This is a genomic window from Mesorhizobium sp. LMG 17147, from assembly GCF_024297145.1.
GTDB lineage: Bacteria > Pseudomonadota > Alphaproteobacteria > Rhizobiales > Rhizobiaceae > Mesorhizobium.
Genome location: NZ_JANCTC010000018.1, coordinates 61,168 through 81,277, shown reverse-complemented (window position 1 = coordinate 81,277; position 20,110 = coordinate 61,168). Strand labels below are relative to the sequence as shown.

At 63.4% G+C, this 20,110-nt stretch carries 13 protein-coding genes and 3 pseudogenes; 4 read left to right on the top strand and 12 right to left on the bottom strand.

The window, feature by feature from the left end:
- Positions 1-139 precede the first annotated feature (139 nt).
- On the top strand, positions 140-4,888 hold the full coding sequence (gltB, locus tag NMG46_RS24385) for a glutamate synthase large subunit (protein WP_254820038.1): 4,749 nt from the start codon (positions 140-142) through the stop codon (positions 4,886-4,888).
- A gap of 143 nt (positions 4,889-5,031) precedes the next feature.
- The gene (locus NMG46_RS24380; RefSeq protein ID WP_029356665.1) at positions 5,032-6,486 is read left to right on the top strand and encodes a glutamate synthase subunit beta; all 1,455 of its coding nucleotides are present in this window, start codon (positions 5,032-5,034) and stop codon (positions 6,484-6,486) included.
- Between the two features lie 34 nt (positions 6,487-6,520).
- Here the strand turns inward: NMG46_RS24380 and NMG46_RS24375 are convergent.
- A pseudogene (locus NMG46_RS24375) lies at positions 6,521-6,715 on the bottom strand (DUF459 domain-containing protein); the annotation flags it as partial.
- 355 nt (positions 6,716-7,070) lie between these two features.
- Here NMG46_RS24375 and NMG46_RS24370 point away from each other — a divergent pair.
- Positions 7,071-7,589: pseudogene (locus NMG46_RS24370) on the top strand (hypothetical protein); the annotation flags it as partial.
- 379 nt (positions 7,590-7,968) lie between these two features.
- Here NMG46_RS24370 and NMG46_RS30020 read toward each other — a convergent pair.
- On the bottom strand, positions 7,969-8,277 hold the full coding sequence (locus NMG46_RS30020) for a helix-turn-helix domain-containing protein (RefSeq protein WP_236473435.1): 309 nt from the start codon (positions 8,275-8,277) through the stop codon (positions 7,969-7,971).
- Between the two features lie 62 nt (positions 8,278-8,339).
- Positions 8,340-9,260, bottom strand: coding sequence for an extracellular solute-binding protein (locus NMG46_RS24360; RefSeq protein ID WP_084831568.1), 921 nt, complete (start codon positions 9,258-9,260; stop codon positions 8,340-8,342).
- Positions 9,261-9,858: 598 nt separating this feature from the next.
- On the opposite strand from NMG46_RS24360, the pseudogene NMG46_RS24355 reads away from it, so the two are divergent.
- Positions 9,859-10,680 (top strand): annotated as a pseudogene (locus tag NMG46_RS24355) (class I SAM-dependent methyltransferase); the annotation flags it as partial.
- 441 nt (positions 10,681-11,121) lie between these two features.
- On the opposite strand, the gene NMG46_RS24350 reads toward NMG46_RS24355, so the two are convergent.
- The 9 genes from NMG46_RS24350 to NMG46_RS24310 form a co-directional block, all read right to left on the bottom strand.
- Positions 11,122-12,024: an FAD/NAD(P)-binding protein gene (locus NMG46_RS24350; RefSeq protein ID WP_254820036.1), complete on the bottom strand. Its 903-nt coding sequence runs from the start codon at positions 12,022-12,024 to the stop codon at positions 11,122-11,124.
- A gap of 89 nt (positions 12,025-12,113) precedes the next feature.
- Positions 12,114-12,551 carry an FAD-dependent oxidoreductase gene (locus tag NMG46_RS24345; RefSeq protein ID WP_254820035.1) on the bottom strand — a complete coding sequence of 146 codons (438 nt, stop codon included), beginning with the start codon at positions 12,549-12,551 and terminating at the stop codon, positions 12,114-12,116.
- Positions 12,548-13,723, bottom strand: a complete 1,176-nt coding sequence (gene ssuD, locus NMG46_RS24340) for an FMNH2-dependent alkanesulfonate monooxygenase (protein ID WP_254820034.1) — start codon at positions 13,721-13,723, stop codon at positions 12,548-12,550. The genes NMG46_RS24345 and ssuD overlap by 4 nt, the downstream gene beginning before the upstream one ends.
- Positions 13,724-13,754: 31 nt before the next feature.
- Positions 13,755-15,002, bottom strand: coding sequence for an SfnB family sulfur acquisition oxidoreductase (locus tag NMG46_RS24335; protein ID WP_029356681.1), 1,248 nt, complete (start codon positions 15,000-15,002; stop codon positions 13,755-13,757).
- The gene (locus NMG46_RS24330; RefSeq protein ID WP_029356683.1) at positions 14,999-15,790 is read right to left on the bottom strand and encodes an ABC transporter ATP-binding protein; all 792 of its coding nucleotides are present in this window, start codon (positions 15,788-15,790) and stop codon (positions 14,999-15,001) included. The genes NMG46_RS24335 and NMG46_RS24330 overlap by 4 nt, the downstream gene beginning before the upstream one ends.
- Before the next feature lie 69 nt (positions 15,791-15,859).
- Positions 15,860-17,191: an ABC transporter substrate-binding protein gene (locus tag NMG46_RS24325; RefSeq protein ID WP_254820033.1), complete on the bottom strand. Its 1,332-nt coding sequence runs from the start codon at positions 17,189-17,191 to the stop codon at positions 15,860-15,862.
- 60 nt (positions 17,192-17,251) lie between these two features.
- Positions 17,252-18,220: a branched-chain amino acid ABC transporter permease gene (locus NMG46_RS24320; RefSeq protein WP_254820032.1), complete on the bottom strand. Its 969-nt coding sequence runs from the start codon at positions 18,218-18,220 to the stop codon at positions 17,252-17,254.
- Between the two features lie 60 nt (positions 18,221-18,280).
- A complete protein-coding gene (locus tag NMG46_RS24315) occupies positions 18,281-19,177 on the bottom strand; it encodes a branched-chain amino acid ABC transporter permease (RefSeq protein WP_254820031.1) in 897 nt (298 codons plus the stop codon).
- Positions 19,174-20,079: an ABC transporter ATP-binding protein gene (locus tag NMG46_RS24310; RefSeq protein ID WP_029356687.1), complete on the bottom strand. Its 906-nt coding sequence runs from the start codon at positions 20,077-20,079 to the stop codon at positions 19,174-19,176. Before NMG46_RS24310 ends, NMG46_RS24315 begins: the two co-directional genes overlap by 4 nt.
- Positions 20,080-20,110 lie beyond the last annotated feature (31 nt).

Below are 20,110 nucleotides of genomic sequence, written 5' to 3'. Positions count from 1 at the left end.
AGGGTCTCCCGGACCCGTCAAAGATGGCACTGGAGTAAGGCTGGCAACATGAAGCTCGGCGCTGCCCACCGATCCCGGGAAGACGGGGGACGCAGCCGACCGCCTGTCTCTGCGCCAGGCAAGAACGGAGGACATGACGATGACGGAAGTGACGCCATCTGCGACGAACGGCCCGGCCGCGCAGACGAAAGCGCCAGCCGTCAAAAATCCGTCCATCGCCACTGGCCTGACCAGGATCGGGCGGACCCCTACCGGGTTCGCCGCCCACGGCCTCTACGATCCGCGCAACGAGCACGATGCCTGCGGCGTCGGCTTCATCGTCAATATGAAGGGCGTGAAGTCGCATCAAATCGTCACGGACGGCCTGGCGGTGCTCGAAAATCTGACGCATCGCGGCGCCGTCGGCGCCGACCCGCTGATGGGCGACGGCGCCGGCGTGCTGGTGCAGCTTCCCGACCGCTTCTTCCGCGAGGAGATGGCCAGCCAGGGCGTCGAACTGCCCAAGCCCGGCCATTACGCCGTCGGCCATGTGTTCATGCCGCGCGATCCTGAGCTTCAGGCGCATATCGAAGGCATCATCGCCGAGGTCGCGCAGCTCGAAGGCCAGCCGCTACTCGGCTTTCGCGACGTGCCGGTCGACAATTCATCGCTGTCAAAGGCGCCTGATATCGCTGCTTCCGAACCGGTCCAGCGGCAGGTGTTCCTCGGCCGTGGCGCCGAGATCGAGAGCGACGACGATTACGAGCGGCGGCTCTACATCCTGCGCAAGGTCATTTCCGGTCGTATCCATGAAGAGACCAAGGGCGTCGACAATGGCTTCTACGTCGTGTCGATGTCATCGCGGACCATCGTCTACAAGGGCATGTTCCTGGCCTATCAGGTCGGCGCCTATTACAAGGATCTGACCGATCCGCGTTTCGAGACGGCGCTGATCCTCGTCCACCAGCGTTTCTCGACCAACACCTTCCCGTCGTGGAAGCTGGCGCATCCCTATCGCATGGTCGCCCACAATGGCGAGATCAACACGCTGCGCGGCAACGTCAACTGGATGGCGGCGCGGCAGGCCTCGGTCGATTCCGAACTGTTCGGCAACGACATCTCCAAGCTGTGGCCGATCTCCTATGAGGGGCAGTCGGACACCGCCTGTTTCGACAATGCGCTCGAGTTCTTGACGCAGGGCGGCTACTCGCTCGCCCACGCGATGATGATGCTGATCCCCGAGGCCTGGGCCGGCAACAAGCTGATGGATCAAGATCGCAAGGCCTTTTACGAATACCACGCCGCCCTGATGGAGCCGTGGGACGGGCCGGCGGCGGTGGCCTTCACCGACGGCCGCCAGATCGGCGCCACACTCGACCGCAACGGGCTGCGCCCGGCGCGCTACATCGTTACCGACGACGATCGCGTCATCATGGCCTCGGAAGCCGGCGTGCTGCCGGTGCCGGAGGAAAGGATCGTCAAGAAGTGGCGGCTGCAGCCCGGCCGCATGCTTTTGATCGACCTGGAGAAGGGTCGCATCGTTTCCGACGAGGAGATCAAGTCGGAGATCGCGACCAGGCATCCCTACAAGAGCTGGCTCGCCAACACCCAGCTCATCCTCGAAGACCTGAAGCCGGTCGAGCCGCGGGCGCTGCGCAGGGACGTCAGCCTGCTCGATCGCCAGCAGGCGTTCGGCTTTACCCAGGAAGACACCAAGCTGTTGATGTCGCCGATGGCGACCACCGGCCAGGAAGCGGTCGGCTCGATGGGCACCGACACGCCGATTTCGGCGATGTCGGACAGATCGAAGCTGCTCTACACCTATTTCAAGCAGAACTTCGCCCAGGTCACCAACCCGCCGATCGACCCGATCCGCGAGGAACTGGTGATGAGCCTGGTGTCGTTCATCGGGCCGAGGCCGAACATCTTCGATCTCGTCGGCAATTCGCGTCGCAAGCGGCTCGAAGTGCGCCAGCCGATCCTGACCAATGGCGATCTGGAGAAGATCCGCTCCATCGGTCACACCGAGGACCGTTTCGACACCAAGACGATCGACATCACCTATGCTTCGAACGAAGGCGCGGCCGGCATGCAGGGCGCCATCGACCGGCTGTGCGAGCGCGCCGAGGCGGCGGTCGCCGGCGGCTACAACATCATCATCCTGTCCGACCGTCAGCTCGGGCCGGACCGCATCGCCATCCCGGCATTGCTGGCGACGGCGGCGGTCCACCATCATCTGATCCGCAAGGGATTGCGCACGTCGGTGGGGCTGGTCGTCGAGTCCGGCGAACCGCGCGAGGTGCATCATTTCTGCTGCCTTGCGGGCTATGGCGCCGAGGCGATCAATCCCTATCTCGCCTTCGACACGCTGCTCGACATGCACAAGCGCGGCGAGCTGCCGGCCGAAGTCGACGCCAATGAGGTCGTCTCCCGCTACATCAAGTCGATCGGCAAGGGCATTCTCAAGGTGATGTCGAAGATGGGCATCTCGACCTACCAGTCCTATTGCGGCGCGCAGATCTTCGACGCCATCGGGCTGAAGACCGACTTCGTGCAAAAATATTTCACCGGCACCGCGACGCTGATCGAAGGCGTCGGGCTGGAAGAGATCGCGGCCGAAACGGTCAACCGCCACGCCGACGGCTTCGGCAACGACCCGGTGCTGCGCAACAGCCTCGAGGTCGGCGGCGAATACATGTTCCGCATGCGCGGCGAAGCGCATATCTGGTCGCCCGATGCGGTGGCCACCCTGCAGCACGCCGTGAGCCAGGGATCGTGGCAGACGTTCAAGGACTATTCCGCTCAGATCGACAGCGAGACGGCGCGGGCGCAGAGCATTCGCGGCCTGTTCAAGATCAGGCTGGCCGAAGAAACCGGGCGCAAGAAGGTCGCGCTCGACGAGGTCATGTCGGCTGCCGATATCGTCAAGCGGTTCTCGACCGGTGCGATGTCCTTCGGCTCGATCTCCAGGGAAGCGCACACCACGCTGGCGCGCGCCATGAACACCATCGGCGGCAAGTCGAACACCGGCGAGGGCGGCGAAGAGGCCGACCGTTACCTGCCGCTGCCGGACGGCGGCAAGAACCCCGAGCGTTCGGCGATCAAGCAGGTCGCTTCCGGGCGTTTCGGCGTGACGGCGGAGTATCTGGTGAACTCCGATGTGATGCAGATCAAGGTGGCGCAAGGAGCGAAGCCCGGCGAGGGCGGTCAGCTGCCCGGTCACAAGGTCGATGCCACCATTGCCAAGGTCAGGCATTCGACGCCCGGCGTCGGCCTGATCTCGCCGCCGCCGCATCACGACATCTACTCGATCGAGGATCTGGCGCAGCTCATCTACGACCTCAAGAACGTCAACCCGGCGGCCGATGTCTCGGTCAAGCTGGTCTCGGAAGTCGGTGTCGGCACGGTTGCGGCCGGCGTCGCCAAGGCGCGCGCCGATCACATCACGATTTCCGGCTATGACGGCGGCACCGGCGCATCGCCGCTGACCTCGCTCAAGCACGCCGGCAGCCCGTGGGAGATGGGCCTTGCCGAGACGCACCAGACGCTGGTGCTCAACGGCCTCAGGTCGCGCGTCGCGCTGCAGGTCGATGGCGGACTGCGCACCGGGCGCGACGTCGTCATCGGCGCGCTGCTTGGCGCCGACGAATTCGGCTTCTCGACCGCGCCGCTGATCGCGGCCGGCTGCATCATGATGCGCAAGTGCCATCTCAACACCTGCCCGGTCGGCGTCGCGACGCAGGATCCGGTGTTGCGCAAGCGCTTCAAGGGCACGCCGGAACACGTCATCAACTTCTTCTTCTATGTGGCGGAAGAGGTCCGGGCGCTGCTCGCCGAGATGGGCTACACCCATCTCGACCAGATCATCGGCGACACCGAACTCCTGGAGAAGCGGGCGCTGATCCAGCACTGGAAGGCGCGCGGGCTCGATTTCAGCAAGATGTTCTTCAAGCCGGATGCCCCGCATGAGGCGGTGCACTGGACCGAGCGGCAGAAGCATCCGATCGACGACGTGCTCGACCGCAAGCTGATCGAGTTGGCCAAGCCGGCGCTTGAAGCCAGGCAGCCGGTCAGCATCGAGCTGCCGATCCGCAATGTCGACCGTTCGACCGGCGCCATGCTGTCGGGCGAAGTGGCAAAGCGCTTCAGGCACAAGGGCCTGCGCGAGGACACGATCTCGGTAAAACTCACCGGCACCGCCGGCCAGTCCTTCGGCGCCTTCCTGGCGCGTGGGGTTTCGTTCGAGCTGGTCGGTGCCGCCAACGACTACGTCGGCAAGGGCCTGTCGGGCGGACGCATCGTCATCCGCCCGCCTGAGAACACGAAGATCGTCGCAGCCGAGTCGATCATCGTCGGCAACACGGTGCTCTACGGCGCGACCGAGGGCGAGGCCTATTTCTGCGGCGTCGCCGGCGAGCGTTTTGCGGTTCGCAATTCGGGCGTCGCCGCCGTCGTCGAAGGTGTTGGCGACCATGGCTGCGAGTACATGACCGGCGGCATTGTCGTCGTCATCGGGCAGACCGGCCGCAACTTTGCCGCCGGCATGTCGGGCGGCGTCGCCTATGTGCTCGACGAGGTGGGTGATTTCGCCGAGCGCTGCAACATGGCGATGGTCGAACTGGAACCCGTTCCCGAAGAAGACGACCTGATGGAGAAACTGCTCCATCATGGCGGCGACCTCGATCACAAAGGCCGCGTCGACGTGTCCGGCGACATGACCAGCCATGATGAGGAGCGGCTCTATCAGCTGATCTCGAACCACGTCCATTACACAGGTTCGGTGCGCGGCCGCGAGATCCTCGACAACTGGGCGACTTTCCGGCCGAAATTCCGGAAGATCATGCCGGTCGAATACCGCCGCGCGCTGATCGAAATGGAACGCATGCGCATGGGCGTTGCGGCGGAATAGGTATTGGGATTGCCGGGAAGCAAAGCTTCCCGGTCGATGCCTTCATCAACAATCCTGGCCTCGGACTGAAGGTTGCCATGGCTGCCTTATGAGGTTAACGGGTGCGTCGTCGAGCGCGCCATCTGGACAGCAGGGACTGGACTATGGGCAAGGTAACAGGGTTTCTCGAGATCGACCGGCAGGTGCACAAGTACCAGCCGGCTTCCGACCGCATCCGGCATTTTCGCGAGTTCACGCTGCCGATGTCGGACAAGGAGGTCGAGAAACAGGCCGCGCGCTGCATGGATTGCGGCATTCCGTACTGCCACGGGCCGACCGGCTGCCCGGTCCACAACCAGATCCCGGACTGGAACGACCTCGTCTACAATGGCGACTGGGACAATGCGATCCGCAACCTGCATTCGACCAATAATTTCCCGGAATTCACCGGCCGCATCTGTCCGGCGCCTTGCGAGGAAGCCTGCACGCTGAACCTCGAGGATATTCCGGTCGCCATCAAGACGATCGAGCAGGCGATCGCCGACAAGGCCTATGAAACCGGTCATATCCGACCCTATCCGCCGGAAAGGAAGACCGGCAGGCGCGTCGCAATCATTGGCTCGGGGCCGGCCGGCATGGCGGCCGCCCAGCAGCTTGGCCGTGCCGGCCACGACGTTCACGTCTATGAACGCGAGAGCCGGCCGGGCGGGCTGATGCGCTACGGCATCCCCGACTTCAAGATCGAGAAGCACTATATCGACCGGCGTATCGAGCAGATGCAAGGCGAGGGCGTGAGCTTCCATTGCGGGATCAATGTCGGCGTCGACAAGCCGGTGGCGGAGTTGCTCGCCGAATATGATGCGGTGCTCTATTGCGGCGGTTCGGAAACGCCGCGCCCGGCCAACATTCCCGGCGACGATCTCGACGGCGTGCATGACGCGATGCCTTACCTGGTGCAGCAGAACAAGCGCATCGGCGGCGAGTCGATCCAATCGGTGGCGTGGCCGTCGCCGCCGATCGTCGCCGGCGGCCAGCATGTCGTCGTCGTCGGCGGCGGCGACACCGCCTCCGACTGCGTCGGCACCGCCTTCCGCCAGGGCGCCGTACGTGTCACCCAGCTCGACATCCGGCCGCAGCCGCCGGAAAAGGAGGACAAGCTTTCGGTCTGGCCCTACTGGGCGACGAAGATGCGCACCTCGTCCTCGCAGGCGGAAGGCGCCGAGCGCGAGTTCCAGGTGGCGACGCTCGAATTCATCGGCGAGGACGGCGCGCTGACCGGCGTCAAATGCTGCGAGGTCGATGAAAAGCGCAAGCCGATCGCCGGCACGGAATTCGTCATCCGTGCGGATCTCGCCTTCATCGCTATCGGCTTCGCCGGGCCGGCCGCCGTCGGGCCGGTCTCGGAGTTGGCTGGCCAGATGAAGATCGCCATCGACAGCCGCCGCTCGAACAATGTCGAGGCCAATGATCGCGACTACAAGACCAGCGTCGAAAAGCTCTATGCGGCGGGCGATGTGCGCCGCGGTCAATCGCTGGTCGTCTGGGCGATCCGCGAGGGCCGTCAGGCAGCGCGTTCGATCGACGAGGCGCTGATGGGATCGAGCGTGCTGCCGCGCTGAGACCGTCTCCTACTTGCGCGGCCGCCCGGCAGGTTTACGGAGTGATCGCGGTGGTCGTTTCGGGCACGGCCGGCGCCGCAGGCTGCTTCCTTGGCGGCCAGGAAAAATCGTCGGCGCGTCCGGGCGAAGCAGCTGATACCTTGCCCTCGACGAAGAGTTTTTCGCCAGGCCCGTCCGCCTTTGCCGGCGCTGCGGCACCGAGGAGTTCCGAACCGCCGTCGAGTGCCGGTGATTTCGAGTCGGCGTCGGTAGCCGGGGCGGCGGCCTCAGTCTTTTCGTTCGAGGGTGGACTACGCTACTGGCCCAGTACCGGCAAGCATCGAAGGACCTTTACAATCATAAAGGTACGTCACCGGTCTCGCGGCTCACCTATGACGATCTAGACGCGCATTCGAGTGAAGTCTTCTTCAACGCGATCCACAATCCGACTGGCATTTTCGTAAAGGCCTCCTCGGTGCCGGCGGCATCAGGGAGGGTTTTCTCATGACGAGGACTTCTTACGGAAATGGGGGGGCTACTCAAACACATTCAGTGATCAGCGCGGGGGCGGCGTCAGCTATTTCACCGCCGATCTTGGATATAATTTCTTGAACGCGCCGCGCTACCGCATCGGTGCTTTTGTTGGCAACAATTTCTGGCACGAGAGCTACGACGCTTTCGGTTGCACGCAGCAGGCGACCAACTGGAGGACCTGTGTGCCAACCGTCCCGACCTACGTCAACCTCATCAGCCAGGACAACGATTGGCATTCGCTGCGACTCGGCTTGGCCGGGCAGACGCAACTCACCGCGCGACTCAGCCTTTCTGGTGACGTGGCGTTCCTCTTCACGCGGCTCGACGGCAAAGATCAGCACCACATGCGCCCCAAGATCAAGCTAATTCCCGAAGACGGCGATGGGCATGGCGTCCAGCTCGAGGCGGTGTTGAACTACAAGGTCACGGATTTGTTCAACATCGGCGTCGGCGCCCGCTACTGGGCCGTGGCGAATAACGGCACCGCTCATTTCGAAGAGGCAATGGGCGGTCGTGGTTCCCCGCAGGCCGACGATTGGAAGGCAAAGCGCTACGGCGTGTTCGTGCAGGCTAGCATCAAGTTCAACTGAGAGAGCAAGAACCGGGGAGAGCGGCGATGCCACTCCAGCTCATTACGATCATTGGATCAGCAGAAGGAAGTTTTCCGAAGAGTTCTGCAGGCGTGCGCAAAGTCGCCAGACAAAGTTCTCTCGGTCCATAGTGTACGTGCCGTCACGCCCGTTCTCGACATGGTTGAATGATACGTCCCGCGCGATAGATCAAAGTCGTTCTTCATTGGTTTTCCGGAAATCGCGGGAGCACAGCGTGCTGTGACCCTCGGCTGCTGGTTTTCTGTCAACGCGCAGATGAGGGAGAATGAGCGTACAGCAAAAGTCATCAGTGCTGTCGCTTTCGCCAAAGCCCGCCGCAGCTAAACGGGGCCCCACGTCCGGTAGCGCCCCCTGCCGGTCACCTCACGGATGCCGAGTTCGGCACCAGCCCGAGCGCAGCGCGCTGGCTAATTTTCAGCTCGGCCGCGACCAGACCTGCCGACACCAGCGGCCGCGCCAGCACCAGCTCGATCAGCGCCGGCAGGCTCGAGTTTTTGCGCCGGTTCCTGAGCCGGCGCTCCATCTGGCTTTTGGCCAGCGCCTGGATGATTGCAAGGCTGAAACAGTCGATGGAACGCCCCTCCAGCGAAGCCGAACCGGACGAGGCGCGCGCGCCAGGTCCTTCGGCTGCCATCGGCACGCTGGGTTTAAGTGCTTGGGGTGACACGGCGTGATCTCCGCCGTTGGCGGGAACAGGGCAGTGCAATAGTACTGCCCTGTTCCTTTTGATCAGAGGCCAGTGCGGATTTCTTCGGCAAGCGCCCTCAACGTCGTCTCGACGTCATCGCCGTTTACCATCTTCTGCATCGCCACGGCCCATGCGTTCATGGCTTCGCCGAAGCCGACACGCGGTGTGAAAGCCAGCGCGGCGTGGTCCTGTGTCTTTTTGAAGCTGTCAACGAAGTTGTTGAACTCGGGCTGCGAAGCGTACTTAGTCCAGGTGTCGTCCTGCCAGGTCGACGTGCGCGGCGGATTGACGAGCTGGCCGGCAAGGGCACCCTTGAGCGCCACCTGCTTGGAGGTGGCCCACGGGATGAACAGCCAGGCCGTGCCCTTCTTTTCGGAAGCCGCGTTCATGGCGAGAGCCCAGATCCAGATGTTAGAATCGAAGCTCGTGGCGCTCGGTGCGTGCAGCGGCGGAGCGAAGGCGATCTTGCCGGATGCCGGCTTCCCCGCAACATCGTTCCAGAAGCCGAACATATTTGAGTCGATCGCCATCGCGGTGCGGCCGGAAGAGATGCCGTCCACGAACTCGTACCAGTTATCATTGGCGAAGGAAGGAGCCGCGCACTTCTTGATCATGTCCACGTAATCCTTGTGGAACGCGATCGATTCCGGCGAAGCCAGTCCCGTGTCGAGCTTGCCGTCCGTGACGACAAAATCGTGGACACCGTAGGAGCGGGCGATCGAGACTGCGGCGGTGTGGATACTGCTCCAGAAACGCACGCCTCGCACCCCCAACGGCGTGATGGAAGGATCGGCGGCTTTGAGTTGTTCGCACGCCTTTGCCATTTCCGGCGGAGACGTCGGAACCGCGATGTTATACTTCTCCAAGGTATCGTTGCGGTAGAACAGCTGGATGTTCTCAAATGCATGCGGGATTGCCCAGATCTGGCCGCCCTCCCCCGTTGCGATCTGACCGGCTTCCATCTTCCAGGTAAGCGCCGCACGCAGGCTCGGGAAGGAGTCGTTGTAGTCGTATCCAGCATCGGGTAAAAACGGGTAACCGGCACTTAAAGGCGTTGTAGTGTCGCCACCAGAAATACTGCTCCGTGGTGCTGGCCTTTGCGTGGGGGCGCAACACGGCAACTACCCGCTCAAAACGGTTGGTCCTCTACCTCTTATTCACCGTCGCTTTCCTCGCGGCCTAACCCGGCCGGAATATCCGTTGCCAGAAAAAGGCCTCGCGGCCGGTTCGAGGCGCATCCCTCCTCCGAAGCAGCACGCTCAAGTATCGTCACAAGCCCCGAGCGCTTCGCGTTCGGCGATGTCCAAATTCCGACAATGTCGGATACAGTCAGATCTACTGGATTGCGTTTGAATGGTTTTCTCATTTGGCACAGTACATGCGGGTCATCCGCAAAACACGTGACCGACCAACAAGAATTCGCATGATCACCTTAACACAACATACAGCCGCCTCGGAACAATCACTTGGCCCCTGATCGCCCGCCCCGGTACCACAACCGGAGTCATCGATGTTCTGACGGGCTGCCCTAGGATACCTGCTGCGACAGGGCCGACCACCGAAGCGAGCGACAAATTCTATCTCAACGCCGAGCAAGAGCTGGTGTTCGCCGATGAAGACAGCCCGGCCTTCATGGCAGGCGCATTCGAGTTCCTGTCCGCGCTGTGGCTCGATGAAGAAAAGGTGAGGCAGGCATTCCAGTCCGGCAATGGCGTCGGGTGGCACGATCATAGCGCGTGTCTGTTTCGCGGTACGGAACGGTTCTTCCGTCCAGGCTACAATGCCAATCTGATCGACTCCTGGCTGCCGGCCTTGGAGGGCGTCGTCGAGAAGCTCGAACGCGGCGTGGACGTCGCGGATGTTGGATGCGGTCATGGTGCATCGACCGTGCTCATGGCACAGGCCTTCCCCAATTCGCGCTTCGTCGGCTTCGACTATCATGCCCCTTCGATTGAGCGCGCCCGCAAGGCGGCCGAGGTAGCCGGCGTCGGCGTCAACACGCGGTTCGACGTCGCGGCCGCCAAGAGCTATCCCGGAACCTACGACCTCGTCACATTCTTCGATTGCCTTCACGACATGGGCGACCCGACGGGCGCCGCCACCCATGTCCACGGATCGCTCAAGCCGGATGGCACGTGGATGATCGTCGAGCCGTTCGCGCATGATCATCTGGCGGCGAACCTCAATCCCGTCGGACGCGTTTACTATGCCGCTTCCACGTTCGTGTGCACGCCCGCGTCCGTGTCGCAGGAAGTCGGGCTCGCGCTTGGAGCCCAGCCCGGTGAGGCGAGGCTGCGCAAGGTGGTGACCGATGGCGGCTTCAAGCGATTGCGTCGCGCCGCGGAGACACCGTTCAACATGGTGCTGGAGGCCCGCCCTTAGCGTGGCCGTAGCCAGAAATTGCAGCTCATCGCATTTGATGAAGATCACCGCCAAAAATCCGGACGCATCGGGCTTTTCAAGGCGTCTGGGTTCACGCAGAGGTCGCTGCCGAGCCGCCTTCTCTAAACCACTGAAGTCGATGTCCGGCGGCAGATTCTTTCCCTCTCTGCCGCCACAAGGCGAGCAGCCTCGCTGTAGGCGTCTTCCCGCCCAGTGCTTTCTCGACCCGCCGCGGTGGGCTGATCGTCTCGGATCGTCATCAAAGCGGTGGACGCCGGTGCGAAGTCTGGGCATGGAGATCGGCACCTCCGAGGTCGAGCGGATCTGCTAAAAGCGCCAGGAGCGGCACGCGACCAGTGGCCTATTTACGACACGATGGGCTTCCACCTTCGCAATACGCTCGGTGAGTGTCATCTGGATAGCCTCATCGTGTTTGCAGCTTCACGACGCCTTACGACGCAACGCCGTTTGGTATCCAAGCCATTGGTGGATTTCAGCGGCTATACGCTCGGCATGCGCGGTGACTTCGGGAATTCCCATCAATTCGCCAACGCTGCCGCGCGCCAGCGGCCCGCTGACGAAAATGCTGTCGGTCGGTCGGCCGGAAGTGCTGACCGCACGGCCTTGGCTGTCGGTCGCCAGGCCAAGGCCAATCGGGTCTAGCCGGACCAGTCCCATTCGCCCGAGATCGGCAATTGCTGTGTTGGTCCGGAAAATATCGGCATGCGCCGGCCCGGTCGTGACGACCACCCTGTCGAACGTCTCGGTTGTCTGAGTGGGTTGGCGCCTTGGCCGCAGCGTGACCCGAATGCGCCCGTCGACCTGCTCGGCGCCGACGATCGATGCGGCGCGATAGGCGAGCATGCCTTCGGCAACGCGGCGATCGAGCACGTCCGCGACCTGTGGCGCGATGCGGAAGCGATGCACATCCCACAGCGTGCGCAAATGGCGCACGAGGCGGCGTTGCTCGTCGAGCGGCAGGGCCTGCCAGATGATTTGTCCCTGACGTCGGACGGCATCGAGGACCGGGTGCCAGTCTTCGCCCCGACGCTTGGCATCTAGGATCGTGGCCCGGATGCGTCTGAGCATCACTGTTGCGCTGCGTGAAGGCAGACTGATGAAATCACCAATCGGGTCGCCCGGGAGCACCGCGTGGCTGCGCGGACGATAACCATGACGTGACAGCGCGACGATGCGGCTACGATGCCCATTGCGGTCCAGCGTGGCAATGATATCCGCCGACGTCAATCCAGTGCCGACTACGAGCACTTGGTCGTCGCGGCCGATCGCTTGCAGCCCTCCGAGATCATAGGGATTGGCCACCAGCCGGGCAGCAGCAGCCACAGACCGCAGGGCCGATGGCAAGGCCGGTGGCGGATGCGTCGCCGCAATCACTAGGGCGTCGGCTGCGAGCGTCCTTCCATCAGCGAGAATCAGGATGTAGCCCGGCCACTAAGCTCGACTGACGCGACGGCGGACCTGACATGACGGATCACTTTGCCGAACAGAAAGGGTTGTAGATAAGATTCCACGTAGCGCCCGAAAACGCGTCGTTGTGGGTAGAGTGCTCCATTTGCGGCAATAGCCTCGGCATCGTCGAGAATCGCGCCGGTCTGCTCCAGCCAATCGGCAAAGTGGCTGTCCTGGCCGGAGATCAGCGTCATTCTCGACGCCGGCACATTGATGCGGTGTGAAGGATCGGCCGTCGAGTAGGCCAGACCATAGCCGAGCCCCTCTCTGGGCTCGACGACCACGATATCGGCAGCACCGGCGGGCAGCAGCCGCGCAAGATGAAACGCGGTGGCCGCACCGGAAAAGCCGCCACCGATGATGGCTACGACCGGTCCCCTGCCCAAGTCTCTGGCGCTCAAGACTGACTCGCGCGCAGTGCCGAAGGCCGATGGTCGCCGGCCACCGTTTCGCCGAACGGTCCCATGTTCACTGCCGTCGGGCGCGTCGAGATTTCATGATCGAGCGGCAACAACAGCAACACCAGTTCGCCGAACCGATAGGCCTCCTCCAGATGCGGATAGCCGGACAGGATAAAGCTATCGATGCCAATGCGCCGGTATTCGTCGATCCGTTCCGCAACTGTCGCCGCATCGCCGACCAGGGCGGTGCCGGCGCCGCCGCGCACCAGGCCAACGCCAGCCCACAGGTTCGGACTGATTTCGAGCTTGTCGCGGCGGCCGCCATGAAGCCGGCTCATGCGCGACTGGCCGACGGAATCCATGCGCGCGAAAACCTTCTGCGCCTCGGTTATCGTGTTGTCGTCCAGGCGGCTGATCAGGCGGTCGGCATCGGCCCAGGCCTCATCATTGGTCTCGCGGACGATGACATGCAGCCGGATGCCGAAGGTCACCTGGCGCCCGGCTTTCTCGGCAAGACCGCGCACATGGGCAATCTTTGCCGCGACCTCCGCCGGCGGTTCGCCCCAGGTCAAATATTTGTCGATCTGTTCCGCGGCGACCGCGTTAGCGGCATCGGACGAGCCGCCGAAATAGAGCGGCGGATGTGGCGTCTGCACGGGCGGAAACAGCAGCCGGCCGTCCTCGATGCGGAAATGCTTACCTTCGAAAGCGACGGTTTCGCCGCGCAGCACGGCCTTGTAGATGTCGAGGAATTCCCGCGTCACCTCATAGCGCTCGTCATGGCTGAGGAAGATGCCGTCGCCCTTGTTCTCGACCGGATCGCCGCCGGTGACCACATTGATCAGCAGTCGTCCACCGGAAATGCGGTCGAGCGTCGAGGTCATGCGGGCGGCGAGCGTCGGCGATTGCAGGCCCGGCCGGACGGCGACAAGGAAGCGAAGCCGCTGGGTCAGCGGCGCCAGTGCCGACGCCACGACCCAGCTGTCCTCGCAGCTACGGCCGGTCGGCAGCAGCGCGCCATAGTAGCCGATGGCATCGGCCGCCTTGGCGACCTGGGTGAGATAGGGCAGATCGACCGCCCTGCCCCCCTCGGAGGTGCCGAGATAGCGGCTGTCGCCATGGGTCGGAAGAAACCACAGGACCTTGATCCTGTCGGGAGTGGCAATGCTCATGAATAGTCCTCTGTGACCTGACGCGCCTTGCTCAGCTCCAGGCATGGAGAGGCGGATTGACGTCGTTGAGGTAGTAGTTGCCCAAGATCGCGTATTTCCAGCGCACCGGATCGTGCAGCGTGTGGGTGCGGGCGTTGCGCCAATGCCGGTCGAGATTGTGCTCGGCCAGCGTCGAGCGTGTGCCGGCGAGTTCGAACAGCTTGTTCGTGGCATTGATGGCGATCTCGGTGGTGAGGATCTTGGACTCCGCCACAGCGATCTGCGCTTCAGCGACGGTCTTCTCGTCCGGGTCGGCGACGGCGCGATCGACCGCAAGCCCGGCCTTTTCCAGAACCGCCTCTGCCGCATTGGCGCGCAGACGAAGGTCGCCGATCGCCTGGATCGTATAAGGATCCTGCCAGGCATGATCGACGCCGCTGTCTATCCAAGCGCGCGACTTGGTGCGCACGAAATCGACCGTCTCGTCGATCGCCGCCTTGGCGATGCCGAGATCGACGGCGGCCTGGATGATCTGGAAGATGGCTCCGTCGGCCGTCGGCCGGTCGTAGCCCTTATAGCCGGGAACCAGATGCGTCTTCGGCACCTTCACATTGTCGAGCAAGACCGTGCCGGACAACGTCGTCTTCTGGCCGAAGCTCGACCAGTCGTCGATGACCGTCAGTCCGGGCGCGCCGCGATCGGCGATGGCATACCATGCGCGGCCCTCGTCATCGAGCGCCACGATCGGGACCAGATGCGCGAGCAACGCGCCGCTCGAATAGAATTTCTGGCCGTTGACGACGACATGGTCACCGGCGTCGACGAACTTGGTTTCGAAGTCGGCCGCCCGCTTGGAGCCGAATTCGGAGAACGCGTTGCCGAAGCGCGTGCCGGACAACACCTCGGCGAATAGCAGCTTCTTCTGGGCCTCGTCGGAGACGGTGCGGATGGCGGCGACGACGCCGAGATGGTTCTGCGGAATCTGGCCCAGAGACGGATCGGCCGCCGAGATGATGGTGATCACTTTCGACAGCGTCACATAGGAGAGCTCCGGCCCGCCATAGGCTTTCGGCACGTTGATCGACCACAGGCCGCTCTGCGAAAACGCATCGAGCTCTTCCGTCGGCCAGATGCGTTCACGGTCCCGCCTGGAGGCATCCTTGGCGAATTCGGCGGCCAGTTTTTCGGCGACAGCGATCGCCTCGGCGTCGGTCCTGATAACATGCGCCTTGGCTGACGGACGCTCGACCGGTGGCACGGCGCTGCGGATATCGGACGGCTGCTTTGATTGGATGGTCATGCTGCGGTCTCCTTGGGGAAATGGTCGGATGGAAGCGGCGAGCCGCCGAGATAGTAGGTCTTGATATCGGCGCGCCGGCGCAGGTCGGCAGCCGATCCTTCGAGGACGCTGACGCCGTTCTCGAGCACGGTGGCGCGGTCGGCGTATTTCAGCGCGACCGCCGAATTCTGTTCGGCAACGAGGATCGAAAGGCCTTCGTCGCGGTTGAGCCGTTTCAGGGCGCTGAAGATCTCGTCGACTATCAGCGGCGCGAGCCCCATCGACGGCTCGTCCAGAACAAAGAGCTTCGGCCGCGACATCAGGCCCCGGCCGATTGCCGTCATCTGCTGCTCACCCCCGGAAGTGAGGCCGGACCGGGTTCGCCGCTTCTCGGCGAGCCTTGGGAAAAGTGAATAGACACGATCGAGGTCGGCCTTGACGCCGGTGCGAGAGGACGAGCGCCCGAGCGCGCCGGTGAAGAGGTTCTCTTCGACCGTCAGCGAACGGAAGCAATGCCGGCCCTCGAGGACCTGGACCAGGCCGCTGCGGACGAGCTGTGAGGGGCTTGCCCTTGAAACATCCTCGCCATCGAAGGTGATCCGACCAGCGGTAATGGCGCCGCGCTCGGCCGGGAGGAGATTGGATACGGCGCGCAGCAGCGTGGTCTTGCCGGCGCCGTTGGAGCCGAGCAAGGCGATGATCTCGCCTTTGCCGACCGACAGGTCGACGCCGTGCAGGGCCGCGATGGCGCCGTTGTAGACGGCTTCCACGCTGCTAACTGACAGGATCGGGTTTTCCGGGCTGGACATCGATGACTCCGCTGGGAAGCTGGATGGCGCGGCCGGCCAGTTTGTCGGCCGCGCCATGCAAACTCAAACTCAGTTGCTGACCACTGCGTCGGCGTCCTCGGCCGTGCGGATCTTGATGCCCTTCTCCTTGGCGTAAGCCTCGGACGACTTCTCGATGATCGGGCGCAGCAGCCTCCAGTCGGGCGCGATCCAGTCAGACACGACGTTCCACTTCTTGCCGTCCCACTGCTGGAAGGTCACGTAGCCGTCACCCTCGTGATTGTCCCAGGAGACATTGATCGAGTGGAACAGATCCTTGGCGCCGAGCGCCTCGACGCGCGCCGGATCGAGCTTGAGATGCTCGAAGCCCCAGCGCACTTCGTCGCCGGTCAGCGTGCGGTTGCCGAACTTGGCCTGTGCGATGCGGACCGCCTCGACATTGAGGATGCCATTGACAATGCCGAGATTGTGGTAGACCGAGCCGATGCGGCCCTTGTCCTCGAGATTGCCCTTGCCGGCGCCGTAGATCGTTTTCACGATCTCCTGGACCACCGGATACTGCTCGCCCGAGGCCTGGGTGGTGATGGCCGTATAGCCCTTGGCGGCATCGCCCGCGGGGATGACGTCCTCTTCCGAATTCGACCAGACATTGCCGACAATGTGATCGGCCGGGAAGCCGGTCTTCTGCGCAGTCTTCAGCGCTACGGGGTTCATCACGCCCCAACCGCGCAGCACCACATAGTCGGGACGCTCGCGACGGATCGTCAGCCATTGTGCCTGCTGCTCGTTGCCCGGATGCGGAACCTCGATCTGCGACAGTTCGAAGCCGTATTTCTGCGCCAAAAGCTCGTAGATCGGGATCGTCTCCTTGCCGTAGGGCGAGCCGTGATAGAGCACCACGATCTTCTTGCCCTTGAGCTTGTCCAGGCTGCCTTCCCTGGAGGCGATGTAGTTCACGATTCCGGAAGTCTCGCTGTAGGGATTGAGCAGCAGCGGGAAGACGTAAGGGAACACGCGCCCGTCCGTGGTGTCGGTGCGGCCGTGGTTGATGGTGATCAGCGGCACCTTGTCGTCAGTGATGCGGTCGATCATGGCGTAGGCGATGCCGACCGAAAGCGGGTTCCAGGCGGCAATATCCGGATTGCTCTTCAGCCGTTCGTAGACCTCGACGCCCTTCTCGACCTCATACTGGGTCTCGCCTTCGCTCCAGGTCAGCTTGACGCCGTTGACGCCACCGTCGCGGATGTTGATCAGATTGAGGTAGTCGATGAAGCCGCCGAAGAAGCCGGTGCCGCCGGCGGCATAGGGGCCGACGCGATAGCTCTGCAGGGGGAAATACTGTTCGTCGGCGTGGACAGCCGTCGCGCCGAGCACGAAGGCCGTGGCGATCGCCGCTTTCTTGAGATGACTGAAGAAGGTCATGAGTTGCGTCTCCTGAGGTGTGGGTCCGTGAGAGGATGTCGAGCGGCGCTCAGCTGGACCTTAGCCGATCCGTCGTTTCAGGCGGTCGAAGAGGGCCGACAGCCCGCTCGGTTCCGCGATGAGGAAGATGATGATGAGGGCGCCGAGCACGATGCGCTGGCTCATGTCGAGCACGCCCGAATCGAACAGGTCGCCAAAGGCGAAGGCGCCGATCCGGGACAGAAGAAGCGGGAAGACGACGATGAAGGCCGCGCCCAGAAACGCACCGCGCATCGAAGCCAGCCCGCCGATGATGATGATGAACAGGATCTGGAAGGAGCGGTCGAGGTTGAAGCCGGCCGGCTCTACGGTGCGCAGATAGGTGAAGGCCCACAGCACACCGGCGACGCCGATAATGAAGGACGAGATGGCGAAGGCCAGCAGCTTGGTTCGCAGCACCGGAACACCGATGACGCGCGCCGCGGTTTCGTTGTCGCGCACGGCAATGAAGTTGCGGCCGGTCGCGCTGTTGACGAGACGCCAGACGACGGCGGTCAGCACGATGACCGTAGTGACCGAAAGCAGGTAGCGGCCGGTGGCGCCGTCGAGCGGGAACCCAGCGACGATGAGATGCGGCGCCGAAATCACGCCGGAGGGGTTGTAGTTGGAGAACCAGCCGAACTTGGTCAGCGCCCATTGCACGAAGAACTGGGCGGCGAGCGTCGAGACGGCGAGATAGAAGCCGCGGAGCCGCAGGCTTGGCAATCCGAACACGACGCCGATGCCGGCGGCCGAAATCCCGGCCAGGATCATGGTCGCTGGCAGCGGCAGTCCGTCGATCCGCAGATTGAAATTGTAGGCGGCAAAAGCACCGACCGCCATGAAGGCGGAAGAGCCGAGCGAAAGCTGCCCGCAATAGCCGGTGAGCAGGTTAAGACCGACCGCTGCCAGGCTGAGCGCCAGAAAAGGCAGCAGGATTGCCTCGACGAGATAGCTCGACGCATAGGCGGGGATCAGGCCGTAGCCGACGACGATCAGCACGGCCGGCATAGCTAATCTCTGCCAGTCGATTGGAACCCTTGTGCCATCGAGCGCTTGCACGGCCATCGGTCAGACCCTTTCGACGGTTTTCTGGCCAAACAGGCCGGATGGGCGCACCAGCAGGACCACCAGCGCCAGCGCATAGGCGAACCAGCCTTCGATGCCGCCGCCGACGAAGGGGCCGAGATAGACCTCAGCGAGTTTCTCGCTGGCGCCGATGATGAGGCCGCCGACGATGGCGCCGAGGATGGGATCGAAGCCGCCAAGCACCAGCACCGGCAGCGCCTTCAGCACGATCAGCGACAGCGAGAACTGGACGCCGAGACGCGCGCCCCACAACAGTCCGGCGACCAGCGCGACGAAGCCGGCCGCCGTCCACACGGTGCCCCAGATGCGAGGCAGCCGCAGCCCGACGGCGAGGGCCGCGAACTGATCGTCGGCGACGGCGCGAAACGCAAGGCCGATCCGCGTCCAATAGAAGAAGGCGCTGAGGCCTGCGACCATGGCGGCGGCGATCGCCGCCGCCAGCAGGTCGAAGGATGAGATCAGTATGCCGCCGACCTCGAAGGGGGTGTCGTCGATGCCGAGGTCGAGCCCGTGCACCTGCGTGCCCCAGATAAGCTGGGCGGCACCTTCGATGATGTAGGAGAGCCCCAGCGTCGCCATGAACAGCGTCATCGGCGAGCGGTTGACCAGCGGCCTGAGCACGGTCCGCTCGATGGTGAAGCCGAGCGCGACCATGACCGCGAAGGTGATGAGCAGCGAAAGCGCGAAGGGGATGCCGCGTTCGACGAGGCTGACAAAGGTGAGCGCTGCGAACAGCACCATCGACCCCTGCGCGAAGTTCAGCACGCCCGACGTCTTGTAGATCAGCACGAAACCTATGGCGACAAGCGAATACATGACGCCAGAGAGCAGGCCGCCGACCAGCACTTCGATGACGAAGAGGAAATCATAGTAGCTCATCGGATGTCCTCGCCATTCTCGCCCTCGGCGGTGCCGATATAGGCCCGGATCACTGCCGGATCGGCCCTGACCTCGGCCGGCGTCCCGTCTGCGATCTTGCGGCCGTAGTCGAGCACGGCGACGCGGTCGGAGAGGCCCATGACGACGCCGATGTCGTGCTCGATCAGGATGATGGTGACGCCGTGCCGGTCGCGCGCGGCGCGCACGAAGCCGGCCATCTCGGCCTTCTCGGTCGCCGTCATGCCGGCCATCGGCTCGTCGAGCAGCAGCAGCTTCGGCTCGGCGACCAGCGCGCGCGCCAGCTCGACCCGCTTCTGCAGGCCGTAAGGCAAGGTGGCGACGAGGCGGTCGGCGACGCTTTCGAGATGCAGGAAGGCGACTATCTGATCGGTCTTTTCGGCGATTCCCGCATCTTCGCTCCGGGCGCGTGGCAGACCTGCAATATGTTCGACGAAACTGGCGCGCCTGGTGTGGACGCGGCCGCACGCGATGTTGTTGCGCACGGACAGACCCCCGAATAGCGCCAGGTTCTGGAAGGTTCGCGCAACGCCCAGTCGCGCCAGGCGACTCGCCGGCACCTGTGAGAAGGACTGGCCGTCGATCGCGATCCTGCCGCGGTCGGCGTGATAGAGGCCGCTGATGATGTTGATCAGTGACGATTTGCCAGCGCCGTTGGGGCCGATCACCGCGCGGATCTCGCCGACTTCCACTTCGAGATCAACATCGCTCAGCGCCTTGACCCCGCCAAAGGAAATGCCGATCCCGCTCAGCGCGAGAACCACATCCGGCCGTGACGACAGGCGTGCCAGACGCCTGTCGTCGACGGGGTTAGCCACCGCGAGGATGGCGGAAATTTCGGACGCGCGCTCGTATGCGGCCGCTCCCAGCGAAGCACCAATCATGAAACATTCCTGCTTTTGAAGGCGTGTCGGC

Coding starts and splice junctions, on each gene's coding strand:
- NMG46_RS24325 (WP_254820033.1), bottom strand. CDS start 17,191: ATGACCTTCTTCAGTCATCTCAAGAAAGCGGCGATCGCCACGGCCTTC.
- NMG46_RS24335 (WP_029356681.1), bottom strand. CDS start 15,002: ATGACCATCCAATCAAAGCAGCCGTCCGATATCCGCAGCGCCGTGCCA.
- NMG46_RS24360 (WP_084831568.1), bottom strand. CDS start 9,260: ATGGAAGCCGGTCAGATCGCAACGGGGGAGGGCGGCCAGATCTGGGCA.
- NMG46_RS24330 (WP_029356683.1), bottom strand. CDS start 15,790: ATGTCCAGCCCGGAAAACCCGATCCTGTCAGTTAGCAGCGTGGAAGCC.
- ssuD (WP_254820034.1), bottom strand. CDS start 13,723: ATGAGCATTGCCACTCCCGACAGGATCAAGGTCCTGTGGTTTCTTCCG.
- gltB (WP_254820038.1), top strand. CDS start 140: ATGACGGAAGTGACGCCATCTGCGACGAACGGCCCGGCCGCGCAGACG.
- NMG46_RS24320 (WP_254820032.1), bottom strand. CDS start 18,220: ATGCCGGCCGTGCTGATCGTCGTCGGCTACGGCCTGATCCCCGCCTAT.
- NMG46_RS24380 (WP_029356665.1), top strand. CDS start 5,032: ATGGGCAAGGTAACAGGGTTTCTCGAGATCGACCGGCAGGTGCACAAG.
- NMG46_RS24310 (WP_029356687.1), bottom strand. CDS start 20,079: ATGATTGGTGCTTCGCTGGGAGCGGCCGCATACGAGCGCGCGTCCGAA.
- NMG46_RS24315 (WP_254820031.1), bottom strand. CDS start 19,177: ATGAGCTACTATGATTTCCTCTTCGTCATCGAAGTGCTGGTCGGCGGC.